Annotated in this window: 12 protein-coding genes, 1 rRNA gene and 2 pseudogenes; 3 read left to right on the forward strand and 12 right to left on the reverse strand. The window is 71.8% G+C overall.

All coding sequences use genetic code 11. From position 1 onward, the window contains the following. Positions 1–54: 54 nt before the first annotated feature. The 3 genes and pseudogenes from ACFVHV_RS19515 to ACFVHV_RS19525 all read left to right on the forward strand — a co-directional run. A pseudogene (locus ACFVHV_RS19515) lies at positions 55–438 on the forward strand (PRC-barrel domain-containing protein); the annotation flags it as partial. Between the two features lie 426 nt (positions 439–864). Continuing rightward, positions 865–1,329 (forward strand): annotated as a pseudogene (locus ACFVHV_RS19520) (YsnF/AvaK domain-containing protein); the annotation flags it as partial. A gap of 201 nt (positions 1,330–1,530) precedes the next feature. Next, on the forward strand, positions 1,531–3,027 hold the full coding sequence (locus ACFVHV_RS19525; RefSeq protein ID WP_359915021.1) for an MFS transporter: 1,497 nt from the start codon (positions 1,531–1,533) through the stop codon (positions 3,025–3,027). 142 nt (positions 3,028–3,169) lie between these two features. Here ACFVHV_RS19525 and ACFVHV_RS19530 read toward each other — a convergent pair whose 3' ends face one another. The 12 genes from ACFVHV_RS19530 to rrf form a co-directional block, all read right to left on the reverse strand. Continuing rightward, a complete protein-coding gene (locus ACFVHV_RS19530; RefSeq protein ID WP_359915018.1) occupies positions 3,170–4,585 on the reverse strand; it encodes a DNA polymerase IV in 1,416 nt (471 codons plus the stop codon). Positions 4,586–4,651: 66 nt separating this feature from the next. Beyond that, the gene (locus ACFVHV_RS19535; RefSeq protein WP_359915015.1) at positions 4,652–5,374 is read right to left on the reverse strand and encodes an ElyC/SanA/YdcF family protein; all 723 of its coding nucleotides are present in this window, start codon (positions 5,372–5,374) and stop codon (positions 4,652–4,654) included. A 94-nt stretch (positions 5,375–5,468) separates the two neighbouring features. Beyond that, positions 5,469–6,113 carry a MerR family transcriptional regulator gene (locus ACFVHV_RS19540; protein ID WP_359915012.1) on the reverse strand — a complete coding sequence of 215 codons (645 nt, stop codon included), beginning with the start codon at positions 6,111–6,113 and terminating at the stop codon, positions 5,469–5,471. A gap of 223 nt (positions 6,114–6,336) precedes the next feature. Further along, positions 6,337–6,813, reverse strand: coding sequence for a bifunctional nuclease family protein (locus ACFVHV_RS19545; RefSeq protein WP_224276619.1), 477 nt, complete (start codon positions 6,811–6,813; stop codon positions 6,337–6,339). A gap of 97 nt (positions 6,814–6,910) precedes the next feature. Beyond that, positions 6,911–7,606 (reverse strand): MerR family transcriptional regulator, encoded by a 696-nt coding sequence (locus tag ACFVHV_RS19550; RefSeq protein ID WP_359915026.1) that lies wholly within the window; start codon positions 7,604–7,606, stop codon positions 6,911–6,913. A gap of 179 nt (positions 7,607–7,785) precedes the next feature. Then, on the reverse strand, positions 7,786–8,667 hold the full coding sequence (locus tag ACFVHV_RS19555) for an FHA domain-containing protein (RefSeq protein ID WP_359915009.1): 882 nt from the start codon (positions 8,665–8,667) through the stop codon (positions 7,786–7,788). 229 nt (positions 8,668–8,896) lie between these two features. Then, positions 8,897–9,955, reverse strand: coding sequence for a DUF881 domain-containing protein (locus ACFVHV_RS19560; protein WP_380352375.1), 1,059 nt, complete (start codon positions 9,953–9,955; stop codon positions 8,897–8,899). A gap of 151 nt (positions 9,956–10,106) precedes the next feature. Next, positions 10,107–10,439 carry a small basic family protein gene (locus ACFVHV_RS19565; RefSeq protein WP_030062488.1) on the reverse strand — a complete coding sequence of 111 codons (333 nt, stop codon included), beginning with the start codon at positions 10,437–10,439 and terminating at the stop codon, positions 10,107–10,109. Next, positions 10,436–11,524 (reverse strand): DUF881 domain-containing protein, encoded by a 1,089-nt coding sequence (locus ACFVHV_RS19570; protein ID WP_380352372.1) that lies wholly within the window; start codon positions 11,522–11,524, stop codon positions 10,436–10,438. Before ACFVHV_RS19570 ends, ACFVHV_RS19565 begins: the two co-directional genes overlap by 4 nt. A gap of 191 nt (positions 11,525–11,715) precedes the next feature. Next, entirely contained in the window at positions 11,716–14,211 is a 2,496-nt protein-coding gene (locus tag ACFVHV_RS19575) for a mannose-1-phosphate guanyltransferase (protein ID WP_359915006.1), read from the reverse strand. Between the two features lie 124 nt (positions 14,212–14,335). After that, positions 14,336–14,956, reverse strand: coding sequence for a CDP-alcohol phosphatidyltransferase family protein (locus tag ACFVHV_RS19580; RefSeq protein WP_359915003.1), 621 nt, complete (start codon positions 14,954–14,956; stop codon positions 14,336–14,338). 99 nt (positions 14,957–15,055) lie between these two features. Then, a 5S ribosomal RNA gene (gene rrf, locus ACFVHV_RS19585) occupies positions 15,056–15,146 on the reverse strand; the annotation flags it as partial.

The following is a 15,146-nucleotide window of genomic DNA, read 5'->3' on the forward strand; positions in this document are numbered from 1 at the left end:
CTCCGGCCGCCTTCCTGCGGGAGTTCCGCAGGTTCAGCGCGCGGGAGGAAAGAAGTGCAGACGGACATCGACCCCCGGGACCTCATCGGCCACAAAGCCGTCGACCGCAACGGAGACAAGATCGGCACGGTCGACGAGGTCTACCTGGACGACGCCACCGGCCGGCCCGAGTGGGCCGCGGTCCGGACCGGCATCTTCGGCCGGGACGCCTTCGTCCCCCTGACCACGAGCGAGTTCGCCGGCGACGAGCTCCGGGTGCCGTACGACAAGTCGCTGGTGAAGGAGTCGCCGGACTTCGGCGTCGGCCAGCACCTGTCCCCCGCCCAGGAGCTCCAGCTCTACCGCTACTACGGGCTCGACACCCCGATGGACAGCCGCCCGAACGGCGAGAACGGGAGCCGGCCCAGGCAGCCCGACCTCGACTTCGGCACCACGGCGGCGGCGGCCGCCACGACGACCGCGGCGGCCCCGGCCAAGTCGCTCACCTTCCACACCCCCGAGCGGTCACCCGAGCGGTCGCCCGAGCACTCCCCCGAGTCCGCACCGACCAGGCCCCCCGTTGCCGCCGCGCCCGTTGCCGCCGACACCACCAGGACCGCCCCGGAGGCCGAGCTGCGGAGCCTCAGCACCCCCGCGGCCCCCACCGCCTCCCCGCCGGCCGAGCCCGGCTTCGCCGCACCCGCCGCCAGCACCGCCTCCGCCGCCCCCGTCGTGGAGCCGAAGCCGCAGCCGCAGCCCGCCGCCACGCCCGTCCCCACGCTCGCCCCGGCGGCCGCCACCACCGCGGCCGCGAACGTCACCGCCGCCGCGAACGCCGACGCCTCCTCGTCCGCCCCCAGCAGCCCGGTCGAGATCACCTGCCGCGAGGAGCGGCTGGAGATCACCACCGAGTGGCACACCCTCGGTACCGCGAAGCTGCGCAAGTACGTGACGACCGAACAGGTGGAGCGCCGCATCCCGGTGGTCCGCGAGCGCGTCCGGGTCGAGCGGACGCCGATCAGCGACGCCGAGCGCGCCACGCTCACCGAGAAGGAGATCTCCGAGGCCGTCGAGGAGGTGACCCTCCGCGAGGAACGCGCGGTGGTGCGCAAGTACCTCGCCCCCGTCGAGCGGGTCCGCCTGATCGTCGAGCGGTACACGACCGAGGAGGTGGTCCGGGAGGAACTCCGCCGCGAGAACGTCGAGGTCCACGACGCCACCGCCACCCGGCCCACCGCCTCGGCCACCCCCGCCCATTCCGCCGCCCCGCCCTCCGGCGCGTCCCCCGACGCGGCCCGTGACATGGCCCACGAGGCGCCCCGCCCGGCCGGCCTGCGACCGCTCGTCTGACCGCGGGGGCAACGCCCCGCGACCAGGGCCCCGGACACCGTCCGGGGCCCTGGTCGCGCGCCCGACCGGGCGCCCGACCTCCCTTGTCGCGTACCCGACCGTTCGTCTTTGCCAAAGCTTAACCACTCGATATTTGACACTCTGAAGTATCTCCCTGCATGGTTACTTCAGTTCATTCACTATGTACGGGAGGAAGCAACCGTGAGTGAGGCACCACAGCCCACCACCGCGGCCGAGAAGCAGAGCAGCGCCCGGGTCCTGCCGGCCCTCATCCTGGCGATGCTGTCGTTCAGCGTGGTGCAGACCGCGGTCGTCCCGATCCTGCCCTCGCTGGCCAAGGAACTGAGCGTCTCCGCGTCCAGCATCACCTGGCTGATGACCGCCAACCTGCTCTCCGCAGCCGTGCTGACTCCCCTCCTGGGCCGCTTCGGCGACCTCCGGGGCCGCAAGCCGATGCTGCTGATCTCGCTGGCCGGCCTGGTCGCCGGTTCGGCGCTGGCGGTCAGCACCCACTCCTTCACCTGGCTGGTCGTCGCCCGTGTCCTCCAGGGCGCCGGCGGTGGCGTCCTGCCGCTGGCGATCAGCATCGTCCGGGACGAGCTGCCCAAGCGGAAGGTGACCGGCGGCGTCGCCGCCATCAGCGCCTCGATGGGCGTCGGCTCCGGCCTCGGCCTGGTCGCCACCGGCCTCCTGCTGGAGCACTGGGACTACAAGTCGATCTTCTGGATGGGCCTGGTCTTCGGCCTGATCGCGATCGCCCTGGTCGCCTTCCGCGTCCCGACCGACCCGGTCACCGACAAGGAGGGCGGCGCCGACCCGCTCGGCGCCCTCACCCTGGCCGGCTGGCTCTCCGCGCTGCTGGTCGCGGTCAGCCAGGGCAACCACTGGGGCTGGACCTCCAACAAGACGCTCGGCCTGTTCGCCGTCGCCGCCGTGGTCGCCCTGGTCTGGGGGATCATCGAGACCAAGGTCGCGCACCCGCTCGTGGACATGAAGATGATGGCCCGTCCGGCCGTCGCCTTCACCAACGTGGCCGGCCTGCTCATCGGCTTCGGCATGTACGGCTCCTTCATGGTCATCAGCAACTTCGCCCAGACCCCGGAGAAGCTGACCCACTACGGCTTCACCGCCAGCGTGCTGCACGCCGGCCTCCTGCTGCTGCCGTCCGCGATCGGCTCGATGGTCGCCGCCCCGGTCGGCGCCCTGCTGATCGCCCGTCGCGGCCCGCGTCTGCCGCTGGTCCTCGGTGGCGTCCTCGGCGCCGTCGCGATGGCCTACCTGGCCGTGCGCCACGGGCACGAGGGCGACATCTACACCGCCTCGGCGATCTTCGGTCTCGGCGTCGGCCTCGCCTTCGCCGCGATGCCGGCCTACATCAACGGCGCCGTCCCGGTCGAGCAGAGCGGCATCGCCAACGGCATGAACTCCGTGCTGCGCACGGTCGGTGGCGCGATCGGCACCGCCGTCATGGCCGCCATCCTGACCGGCGACACCATGAAGCTGCCGCCGCAGATCCCGCTCTCCCTGCCCACCCTGGACGCCTACAAGCACGCGTTCTGGACGGCAGCCGTGGTCTGCGCCGTCGCCGGCGTCGTCCCGTTCCTGATCCGCGGCGGCACCGCGGCCGCCACCGCGACGGTCGCCGGCGGCGCGGCCCAGCAGGACTCCAGCCCCGAGCTGGTCAAGACCGACGCCTGACAGGGCGTCCGGCCCCCGCGCTCAGGGACAGGGCGCGGGGCCCCGGCCTCCGTACGTCGCGAGGGCATCACGAACGTACGGGGTCCGGCACGGTGATCGGCCCCACCCGGTACTCCCCCACCGGGTGGGGCCGCTTCGCGTTTCAGGCGCCCTCCGCCGGACCGCCGCCCTCGTCCGGCGCTCCGTCCGCCCCCTCGTCCCGGCGCAGCGGCAGCGGCCGGGAGGGTTCGAGCGCCGGGTCGTCCACCGCGAAGGTCCGCACCCGCCCGCGCTCGCTCCACGGCGTCTCGAACCGTACGGTGACCCTCCCGACGCCGCTGCCCTGCACCCAGCCCGGCCCGTGCTCCGCGTGCCGGACGTCCTGCCCGGGCATCCAGCGCCGCACCACGACGGCCTCCGGCTCCTCCGCGGCCTCCTCGGTCTCGGCCGCCGCCTCCGCGTGCTCCGCGGCCTCCTCCCGCAGCGCCTGGGCGAACAGGTCCTCCTGGGTGTAGTCGGCGAGTTGGGCGACGCCCACGCCGAGCAGCCGGACCCCGCCGGTGATGTCGACCTGCTCGGCCAGCCGGCGCGCGGTCGCGGTGATCACCGTCTCGTCGTCGGTGGGCCCGCCCAGCGTCTCCGAGCGGGTCAGCGTCGAGAAGTCGAACCGCCGGACCTTGAGCACCACCGTCCGCCCGGAGCGCCCGGCCGCCCGCAGCCGCCGCACGCACCGCCCGGCCAGCGCCTCCACCTCGCGCAGCACCCGCTCCCGGTCGGCCAGGTCCACCTCGTAGGTGTCCTCCACCGACACGGACTTGGCGTCCTGGTCGGCGATCACCGGCCGTTCGTCCAGCCCGGTGGACATCTGGAAGATCCCCGCACCGTGCGCCCGCCCGACCAGCTGCACCAGCTCCGCCTCCCCCGCCTCCGCGAGGTCGGCCACCGTGTTCAGCCCGGCCCGGCGCAGCACCTGCTCGGTGGCCGGCCCGATCCCGGGCAGCGCCCGCACCGGCATCGGGCCGAGCACGGCCCGCTCCTGCCCGGGCTCGACCATCACCAGCCCGTCCGGTTTGGCCTGCTCGGAGGCGATCTTGGCCATCAGCTTGGACCCGGCCGCCCCGACCGATCCGGTCAGCCCGGTCAGCCGCTGGATGTCCGCCCGCAGGTCCTCCGCCAGCGCCAGCACCAGCCGCTCGCCGGTCTCGTGGTCCGCCTCCAGCAGCGCCGGTCCGTACGGACCGGCCTCCAGGTCCACGAAGGCCTCGTCCAGGCTGAGCGGCTGCACCAGCGGGGAGAGCTGCCGCAGCAGCCCCATCACGATCTCGCTGTTCTGCCGGTAGGCCTCGAACCGCCCCGACAGGAAGGCGGCGTTGGGGCAGAGCCGGCGCGCCTGCGCCATCGGCATCGCCGAGTGCACCCCGAACCTGCGCGCCTCGTACGAGGCCGTGGAGACCACCCCGCGTCCGCCGAGCCCGCCGACGACCACCGGCTTGCCGCGCAGGCTCGGCTTGGCCGCCTGCTCCACCGCCGCGAAGAAGGCGTCCATGTCGAGGTGGATGATGCTCGGCAGAGATCGCACCCGCCGATCATCGCGCACGGGTCCGACAGTGCGTGCGAACCCGGCCGGACGGCCCGCGCCCGGGGGCTACCGCTTCGCCGCCTCCGCCAGCGCCTTCGGGATGCCGTCCTCCTGGGGCCCCAGGAACAGCGGGTCCGGCCGCAGCCAGGCGTTGGCCGCCGCCTTGCCCGCCCCGGCGACCTCCCGCAGCCCGCCGTACAGCCAGGTCGCGTCGTGCAGTTCCGGCACCCCGACGGCGTAGGAGCGGATGCCCGCCGCCTCGCACAGGGCCAGCGCGCGGCGGACGTGGAAGTCCTGGCTGACCAGCACCGCGTGGTCCACCCCGAAGATCCGGCGCGCCCGGGTGCAGGAGTCCCAGGTGTCGAAGCCCGCGTAGTCGCGGACCACCCGGTCCTCGGGCACCCCGTGCTCGGTCAGGTAGGTGTACATCGCGTCGGGCTCGTCGTACTCGACCCGCCCGTTGTCCCCGGTCACCAGGATCGCCTGCACCTTCCCCTCCCGGTACAGGTCGACCGCCGCGACCAGCCGGTGCTCCAGGTACGCGGAGGGCTTGCCCTGGTACAGCCCGGCGCCGAAGACCACGGCGACCGGCGCGGAAGGCGCGCTCTCCACGGTGCCCACCCGGTCCCCGGCGGCGAACCACACCCAGGCGCTCGGCGCCAGCGCGAGCGAGCAGAGCACCGTTGCGACCTGGAACACCCTGCGCTGCGTCCGCCGCTGCCGCAGCCGCGTCCTCAGCAGCCCGGCCCTGCGCCGCAGCAGCCCCGCTATCCCGGTGCCGACCTCCACGTGCCCTCCCTCGATCCCGTCAACCAGGCAACACGACGAGGCCGCGGGTCCGAACGGTTCCCCGTCCGGGCCCGCGGCCCCGTCGAACGCCTGCTCAGACCGCCCGGTTGCGCCGCTGGGCCAGCTCGTCGGCCGGGTCGTGCCCGACCAGGGTCTCGCCGGTGTCGGTGCGCTCGGCGTGCAGCCGGCCGAGGGTGAGCTCCAGCTCCCGCCAGACCGCTCCCACCGCGATGCCGAAGACTCCTTGACCGCCCTTCAGCAGGTCCACCACCTGCTGCGGCGTGGTGCACTCGTACACCGTCGCGCCGTCGCACATCAGCGTCAGCCCGGCCAGGTCGGCCTGGTCGGCGGCCTGGAGGTGGGCGACCGCCACCCGGATGTTCTGCAGCGAGACACCCGCGTCGAGCAGCCGCTTCACGATCTTCAGCAGCAGGATGTCGCGGAAGCTGTAGAGCCGCTGGCTGGTCGACGGGTACGCGGTGCGGACGCTGGGCTCCAGCAGTCCGGTGCGGGCCCAGTAGTCCAGCTGGCGGTAGGTGATGCCGGCCGCCGCGCAGGCCGTCGGGCCGCGGAAGCCGAGCAGGTCGGACGTCGGGGCCAGCCGCTCGATGGCCGGCTGGCCCGGTTGTACGGCCGGGAACCTGCCCATCCGGGGGAGATCCGTGACGGTGCGAGCGGTGCGCGGCATGTGCACGGCGCACCGGCCTCCCACGGCCGCGTCATCGCCGGTGCTGCTCATGCCTGCCTCCGTCCACTTGTGCTGCGGGCAACCCGACTGCGGGCATCGGCCACCCGGACAGCCACTCCTGACGGTAGGCAGTCCCCTATGACCCGTCAACGATCGCCACGCCGGGCCAGACAAACCACATCACTCAGGAGAGTGGTTTTTCGTGCCCCTAGTGTGGGTAGATGGACGGTTTTTGGCAAAACGGTCGGCCACATGGCCGCACGGCCGGTCCCCGCTACTGCGGACCGCTGCCCCCGAAGTCCTCGGGCGACACCTGGTCGAGGAACTCGCGGAACTTCTCGACCTCGTCCTCCTGCTCGTCCGGGATCGCGATGCCCGCCTCGGCGAGCACCTCCTCGCTCCCGTAGATCGGCGTGCCGGTGCGCAGCGCCAGCGCTATGGCGTCGGACGGCCGGGCGCTCACCTCGACCCCGCCGGAGAACACCAGCTCGGCGTAGAACACGCCCTCCCGCAGGTCGGTGATCCGCACCTCGGTGAGCTGCTGGCCGAGCGCCTCCAGGACGTCCTTGAAGAGGTCGTGCGTCAACGGGCGCACCGGCGTCATGCCCTGCTGGGCGAAGGCGATCGCGGTCGCCTCGCCGGGGCCGATCCAGATCGGCAGGTAGCGATCTCCCCCGACCTCCCGCAGCAGCACGATCGGCTGGTTGGAAGGCATCTCCACTCGGACACCCACGACGTCGAGCTCATTCACACACGCAACCCTATGGCTCCGCTCCCGGATATGAAAGCGCAGAGCCGACGCCGCTGGTCAGCGCGGTGCAGCCGGTGCCGCCGGAGTACCACGGCCGCTATCCGCGGGACCGCAGACCGGCCTGGACCATCGCCGCGTGCAGCCGCACCGACAGGGTCGCGAGTTCCCGGGCGGTGGCCTCCGCGTGCGCCCTGGTCTGCGGGTTCCGGTGCCGGCGCAGCGGCGCCACCACCTGCTCCACCAGCGCGATCTCGCGATCCGCCGCGGCCTTCATCGCGCGCAGGTGCCGGGGTTCCAGCCCGTACCGGCCGAGCTCCGCGACCAGTCGGGCCACCTGCAGCGCCTCGCCGTCGTAGCCGCCGTCCGGGCCCGCGGCGACCAGCCCGTAGGACTCCCACTCGGCCAGCTCGGGTTCCCCCGCCTCGGCCGCCGCGAGCAGCTCGGCACGCCCCAGCCGGACGCCGGAGGGCACCTCGCCGGCGGCCACCAGCTCCCGGTCCGCCTCCTCCAGCGGCCCGGGCCGGGTGTCGGCGGCGGAGGGCAGCGCGGGAGGGTTCTCGCCGCGCTCGATCGCGTCCAGGTGCTCCCGGATCACCCGCAGCGGCAGGTAGTGGTCCCGCTGCATGCGCAGGACGTAGGCCAGCCGCTCGACGTCGGCCGGGCTGAACTTGCGGTACCCCGAGGGCGTGCGCTGCGGCTCGACCAGCCCCTCCGCCTCCAGGAAGCGGATCTTGGAGATGGTGACCTCGGGGAAGTCGTCGCGCAGGAAGGCCAGCACCGCGCCGATGCTCAGCAGTTCGTCACCGCCGCGCCGCCGCCCGGCGGGCCGCTCGCTCCGGAGCGGCTGCCGCGGGCCCGCGACCACCCCGCGCCCGCCGCGGTCCGCCTGCGGACCGGACGGGGTGGGGGTGGCCGCCCCGAGAGAAGAGGAAGGGGTATTCGTATTCACTCGGGCTCCTGCCGACGTCGCTTTCAGTACCCCCGGTTGTGGCCGGCGAAGAACACCAGCCGGTACTTCCCGATCTGCACCTCGTCGCCGTTGTTCAGCGACACCTCGTCGATCCGCTCCCGGTTCACGTAGGTGCCGTTGAGGCTGCCCACGTCCGCGACGCTGAAGCCGGCCGGGGTGCGGCGGAACTCCACGTGGCGGCGCGAGACCGTGACGTCGTCCAGGAAGATGTCACCCTGCGGGTGACGACCCGCCGTGGTGATGTCCGAGTCCAGCAGGAAGCGGCTGCCGGAGTTCGGACCGCGCTGCACGATCAGCAGGGCCGAGCCCGGCGGCAGCGCGTCGATCGCCGACAGCACCTCGGCCGACAGGGCCGGCGTGGCGCCGGTGCCGGTCGTGGTGGTGGGGTCGTACGACTCCAGGCCGGAGATGGAGATGGTCGACGTGGTCTCCGCCGCCCCCTCCGGGAGCAGGCCGCCGCGCAGCGCCGTGCCGCAGTTGGAACAGAACCGGGCCGAGGCCGGGTTCTGGTTGCCGCACCTGGGGCACGGAGTGGGGCCAGCCATGTTCACAGCCTCCTGGCGCGGCACACCCGACGGGTTGTGCCCGGCGTACGGATCCGGGGCAAACCCTCCACCAGAGGTTGAGGGTCCTGACGGGAAACCTATGCGCGGCTCGCCGGAGGGGTCAACCGACGCGCCGTAGCCCGCCGGATTCCCCGCGTACTGGGCGGCGCCGCCGTCCCGGTACAGCTGCTGACCTGCGTACGGCGCGGCCTCGGGGGCCGGACGCATGCCCGGCACTGCGGGCTCGTCCTCCGGTCGGCGGTGACGCGCGGTGGGCGCCTCGACGGCGGCCGCGTCACGGCCCTTGTTGCGACCGAACAACTTCGAGAAGAAACTCACGGGCGAATCCCCTTGCGTGTGACAGACCCGCCCGCGGGGCAGGGTGAGAACCTCGGACATGCTGCGAGCCCGGTCGTTGCGGCTCGGGATCGCCGGAGCGGTACTCCGGCGGTCGGTACTGCGGTTGTTCCTCCGGAGCGTACTGGTGCGAACCAGTCTCGCCCATGTGACGGCGGCGTCCCCCGGCGGGTGCCGCCCGCCCTTGACGGGCCGTTCGTCGGGCGCCCCGTCACTTCGGAGCCGGCTTGGCGTACTGCGGCGACTTCGGGTCCACGAGGGCGTCGACGACCACCTTCTGCTGCTGGGCGATCGTCGCCCGCGCCTGGTGGCTCTCCAGCGTGCGGACGACACCTCCCGGGATGTTCAGCGCGGGTGTCAGATCCTGCGGGTTCCCCACGACCGTGAAGCGGTAGGGCTGCGAGACCTTCTTCCCGTCGATCTGCACTCCTCCGCCCGACAGGTCGGTGAAGTAGGTGTTGACCACCACGCGCACGTCGTTGATCTGAATCGCCTCCGCCCCCGCCGCTCGAAGTTCTTGCAGGGTGTCCAGCAGCATATCTGCCTTCACCTGCCCTTGGGGATCATCGACCGTGAGTACGATGCCCGGACCAGTGGCTTTGACGGTACCGGCGAGCACACCGAGCTCCGTCACCTTCTTCCTGGTCTGTTCCTGGGCCTCCTTGGCCTGGTTGGAGCTGTTCTCCAACTTCGCCAGGGACTGCTCCAGCTCCGCCTTCTCCTGCTGGAGACGCTGCTGACGGCTGTCCAGTTCGTCGAGGATCCGCACCAGGTCCTCCTGGCGGGCCCCGCGCAGCTGGCTGTGGTGGTCGTTGGTCGACCGCACCTGGATCGCCAGCCCCAGGCCGAGCGAGAACAGCAGCAGCGCCACCACCAGCTGGCCGCGCGACAGCCGCGGCGGCCAGAGCGCCGCCTTCAGCCGCCGCCGGCCGGTGTTCCGGTCCGAAGCGGGCTCGGGCTCGGGCGCCGCTTCCGACTCGGGCTCGGACTCGACCTCGGGCTCGGGCTCGGGCTCGGCGCCGGGCGCGGGTACCGGCTCGGGCTTCGCCTCGGCGACGGGTCCGGCCTTCGCCTCCGGCTTCGTCCCGGCCTTCGTCCCGGCCGCAGGTGCCGGCCCGACGACCTTCGTGAGCCGCAGCGTCGGCTCGGGCGCCGAATCGGCCTCAAGCTCAGCCTTAGCGTCAGACTTCTCCTCCGGGGCCTCCTCGGCGGTCCCCCCGGCGGCCACGGCCGGGTCCTCCGAGCCTTCCGGACCGGACTCCCCGTCCATCTCCGGCCCGGGGGTGCCCACGGCCTTCTCGGCGGGCTTCACGGCCGCCTCGACGCCGATGACCTCCCGAGGTTCCCCGCCCGGCTTCCCGGCGGCCGGACCGACCGCCGCCGCCTCCGGCTCCGCCGCCACCGCCTCCTCGCGGCGCGGCTCAGGCACGGAAGACATGGCGCCGGATCGCGGCCGCGTTGGAGAAGATGCGGATGCCGAGGACGACGACCACACCGGTGGACAGCTGCGAGCCGACCCCCAGCTGGTCACCGAGGAAGACGATCAGTGCCGCGACCACCACGTTCGACAGGAACGAGACGATGAACACCTTGTCGTTGAAGATCCCGTCGAGCATCGCCCGGACGCCGCCGAACACGGCGTCCAGCGCCGCCACCACCGCGATCGGCAGGTAGGGCACGACGGCGTCCGGCACCTCGGGTTGGACGAAGAGGCCGACGACCACCCCGATCACAAGACCCAGTACGGCAATCACGGTCTGGCTGCTCCTGTCCCTGTCGTGGTCTTGGTGGGTCCGGTCGACGGACGCCGCTTGGTGGTGGGAGTTCCGCCTGGCCCGGCCGACGAGGCCGATGCGGAGGACGGGGCCGATGGTGAGACGGACGCGGCGGGGCTCTCCTGGGTTCCGGCTCCGGTCGGCGGCGTACCGCCCGGAGTCGTCGGGGAGGCCGCGGGCGAGGTCTCGGGCGTCACCGGCTGCGCGGTCCGCAGCGTCACCCCCACCGCCGCCGGCAGCGTCAGGTTCTTCTGCACGGAGAGCGTCGACTTGATGCCGTACTGCTCCTGGAGCAGCCGCAGGTACTGCCCGGCCATGTCCTTCTCGAAGGCGGTGAGGAGCTTCGAGCCGTCCCCGACCGCCTGGATGCTGTACGGCGGCACCAGCGGCCGGTTGTCCACCAGCACCGCCTCGCCGGCGGCCCGGATCGCGGACAGCGCGGTCAGCCGCTGGCCGTTGATCGCGATCGCCTCGGCCCCGGATCCCCAGAGGCCGTTCACCACCAGCTGCAGGTCACGGTCCCGCAGCCGTCCGCTGTTGGAGAAGCCCTGCCCGGCCCGCGGGTCGACGTTGCCGCCGGCGCCCGTGCCCGTGGCGTCCTCCAGGACCAGCTTCAGGCCCGGCCCGGCGACCGGGCCGAGGCCCACGGCCCCGCTCAGCCCACCGGGATCGCCGTCCCCCGAGGCGAGCGCCTGCTGCTGGGTGCTGTCGACCTTGAGCCGCAGCTCCTGCACCTGCTTCTGCAACTGGTCGGCCGAGGTGTTGCTGTCGTTGATCCGGTGGATCAGCGCGTCCCGCTCCTTGGCCAGCGACGGCTCGGCCTTGTGCGCGTTCACGGCGCCCACCGTCACCACCCCGCCGACCAGCGCCAGCCCGGCGCCGAGCGTGAGCAGCCCCTGCCAGGTGCCGGGTATCCGGCTGTCGCGGGCTCCGCCGCGCGCGGCGGCCGCCTCCGCGTAGCCCTCGTCGAGGCTGTGGTCCATCACATTGGTCAGCAAGGACATCGAGGCGTCCGGACGGTTGTACCGTCCGTTCGGGGCACTCGGTGTCGGCGTCGCTGGCATGGAGACCATCGTCCCACGCCGCCGACGGGCCCCGTGCACGGCCCCTGAGCTGCACACACGCTGCACACATGACGGAAAGTGACGGATTGTTCCGAATAGTGTGAAAACGGACAGCGGGGCGCACGGATCACACCGCGCGCCCCGCCGTTCGAGGCCGTTCCGAGCCTCAGGCAGTGCTCAACCCCGGCCGCTCACCGCCCCGCTCCGTCGACCACGGCCGCCCACTCGTCCAGCAGCGCCTCGGTGGCCTCGTCGTCCGGGCCCTCCGCCCACAGGTGGGTGACCGCCTCGGCCGGGTCCGGCAGCACCAGCGTCCACCGCCCGTCGGCCTCGACCACCCGGACGCCGTCGGTGGTGTCCAGCCGACGGCTGCCGGCCGCCTCCACCACCGAGCGCATGACCATGCCCTTGGCCGCCCACGGCGTCGCGATGTCCCGGCGCCGGATGTGCGCCTGCGGAATCCGCGCGTCGATCTGGCTCAGCGTGAGCTGGGTCCGCGCCACCAGGCCGACCAGCCGGACGAACGCCGCGGCGCCGTCCAGCACCCCGCTGAACTCGGGCACCACGAAACCGCCGCGCCCGTCCCCGCCGAACACCGTGCCCTCGGCGGAGGCCGCCTTCGCGAGGTCGTCCGGCGTCGTCGTGGTCCAGATGACCTGGGTGCCGTGGTACGCCGCGACCTGCTCGGCGATCCGGGTCGTGGTCACCGGCAGTGCCACCTGCCCGCTGCGCCGCTCGGCCGCGACCAGGTCCAGCAGCACCAGCAGCGCCCGGTCGTCGTCGATCACCCGGCCGAGCTCGTCCACGAACGCGACGCGCTCGCCCACCGGGTCGAACCGGACGCCGAAGGCCGCCCGCGAGGAGGCGACCAGCTCGCCCAGCCTGGCCAGCCCGGCCCTGCGCTCCTCCGCGTCCTCCGTCGGCCTGGCCTCGTCCAGCCCGGTGGAGACGGTCAGCGCCTCCACCCCGAGCCGGCCGAGGATGCTCGGCAGGACCAGGCCCGCGCTGCCGTGCGCGGTGTCCACGACCACCTTCAGCCCGGCCTCCCGGACCCCGGTGGTGTCCACCGTCCGCAGCAGGTTGCCCGCGTAGGAGTCGAAGACGCTGGACGGGAAGGTCAGGTCCCCGATCTCCCCCGGGAACGCCCGCCGGTACTCCTGACGTGCGTAGACCCGGTCCAGCTTGCGCTGGCCCGCCTGCGAGAGGTCCGCCCCGCGCTCGTCGAAGAAGAGGATGTCCAGCGAGTCCGGCACACCCGGCGTGGTCCGCAGGAAGATCCCGCCGGCGCTCCCCCGGGCCGTGTGCTGCCGGGCCACCGGCATGGGCACGTTCTCCAGGTCCCGGACGTCGATCGCGGAGGTCTGGAGCCCCGAGATCATCGCCCGTTTGAGCGCACGCGCACCACGCGAGTGGTCACGCGCGATGGTGACGGTGGCGCCCTTCTTCAGCGTCGTCGCGTACGCCCCCGCCAGCCGCACGGCCAGCTCCGGGGTGATCTCGACGTTCAGGATGCCCGAGACGCCGCGCACCCCGAACAGGTGCTCCTGGCCGCGCGACTCCCAGATCACCGAGGTGTTGACGACGGCGCCGGCCTCGATGGTCTTGAACGGGTAGACCCGGACGTTCGCCCCGATGATCGACTCCTCGCCGACCAGGCACTCGTCCCCGATCACCGCGCCGTCCTCGATCCGCGCGGCCCGCATCACATCGGTGTTCTTGCCGACCACGCAGCCCCGCAGGTTGCTCTGCGGCCCGACGTAGACGTTGTCGTGCACCACCGCCTTGTGCAGGAACGCGCCGCGCTTGACGACCACGTTGCTGCCCAGCACGGTGTGCTCGCGGATCTCCACCCCGGCCTCGACCTTGGCGTAGTCCCCGATGTACAGCGGCCCGCGCAGCACCGCGTCCGGATCCACCTCGGCACCCTCGGCGACCCAGACGCCGGGGGAGATCTCGAATCCGTCCAGCTCGACGTCGACCTTCCCCTCCAGGACGTCGGCCTGGGCCTTGCCGTAGCTCTCGTGGGTGCCCACGTCCTCCCAGTAGCCCTCGGCGACGTAACCGTAGACCCGCTTGCCCTCCTTCAACAGCTGTGGGAAGACGTCACTCGACCAGTCGACGGACTCACCCGCCGCCACGTAGTCGAAGACCTCGGGCTCCATCACGTAGATACCGGTGTTCACCGTGTCGGAGAAGACCTGCCCCCAGGTCGGCTTCTCCAGGAAGCGCTCGACCCTCCCCTCGTCGTCCGTGATCGTGATGCCGAACTCCAGTGGATTCGGCACTCTCGTGAGACAGACGGTGACCAGAGCGTTCTTGCTGCGGTGAAAGTCGATCAATTCCGAGAGATCGAAGTCGGTCAGCGCGTCACCGGAGATCACCAGAAAGGAATCGTCCTTGAGCGCGTCCTCGGCGTTCTTGACACTCCCCGCAGTGCCCAGTGGCGTCTCCTCGTGGGCATAGGTCAGATGCATGCCCAGCTCTTCGCCGTCACCGAAATAGTTCTTGACCAGCGACGCCAGGAACTGCACGGTGACGACGGTGTCGGAGAGGCCGTGCCGCTTCAGCAGCCGAAGCACGTGCTCCATGATCGGCCTATTGGCGACCGGAAGCAGCGGCTTCGGCATGCTGGAGGTCATCGGGCGGAGTCGGGTGCCCTCGCCCCCTGCCATTACAACGGCTTTCATTACGGGTGCGTCCTCCTTCGCGGTGGTGGACCAACAGGTCCATCAAAGCGTTCCAGAAGGTTCTCTACCCGGAAGGTATCGTCCGACGCACCGATGAGGCGTGGGGCTTCTCTCAGATCACGTCTCAGACTGTGGACGCCGAGCCCGCGGTGCTGGCCCGGACGATCCGCCGCGCCTGAACCGCGTAAAGAATCGCGGCCCACCAGTACAGCGTCGTCCCCCACCAGATGAACGCCCAGCTCACCACCTCGGCCGGCCGGGCGATCCAGCTGTCCACGCTGCCGAGCAGCAGAAGCGGAAAGGCGTACATCAGATTGAAGGTCGCCGCCTTGCCCAGGAAACTCACCTGGAGCGGTCCGTAGCCGTGCCGGTTCAGAATCGGCAGCAGCGCGGCGATGAATACCTCACGGGCCAACAGGATCGCGGTGAGCCACCACGGCAGAATCTCACGCCAGGTCAATCCGACCAGCGTGGACAGCACATAGAGCCGGTCGGCCAGCGGATCGAGCAGCTGCCCCACCCGGCTGATCTGCCCCCACCGCCGGGCGAGCTTCCCGTCCAGGTAGTCGCTGATCCCGCTCAGCATCAGGATCAACAGCGCCCAACCGTCATTGTTGGGCCCGTCGAACACCGGCCACAGGATGAGCCAGAGAAAGAGCGGAACACCGACCAGCCGGCCCATGCTCAGCATGTTGGGGATGGTGAGGACGCGATCGGTCTGGACCCGCGTCTCCTGGACCTCCACCCGGGGGCCTCCTGTCCCGTACTACGACAATTGCATGTTGACCCTACAACAGAGAAGCCCCCGACCGGTTCACCCGGCGGGGGCTTCTCTAGAATAATTGTTCGGCGGCGTCCTACTCTCCCACAGGGTCCCCCCTGCAGTACCATCGGCGCTGTAAGGCTTAGCTTCCGGGTTCGGAATGTAACCGGGC

Origin of the sequence: Kitasatospora sp. NPDC127116 (assembly GCF_042677365.1) — a bacterium.
Lineage (GTDB): Bacteria > Actinomycetota > Actinomycetes > Streptomycetales > Streptomycetaceae > Kitasatospora > Kitasatospora lactacystinica.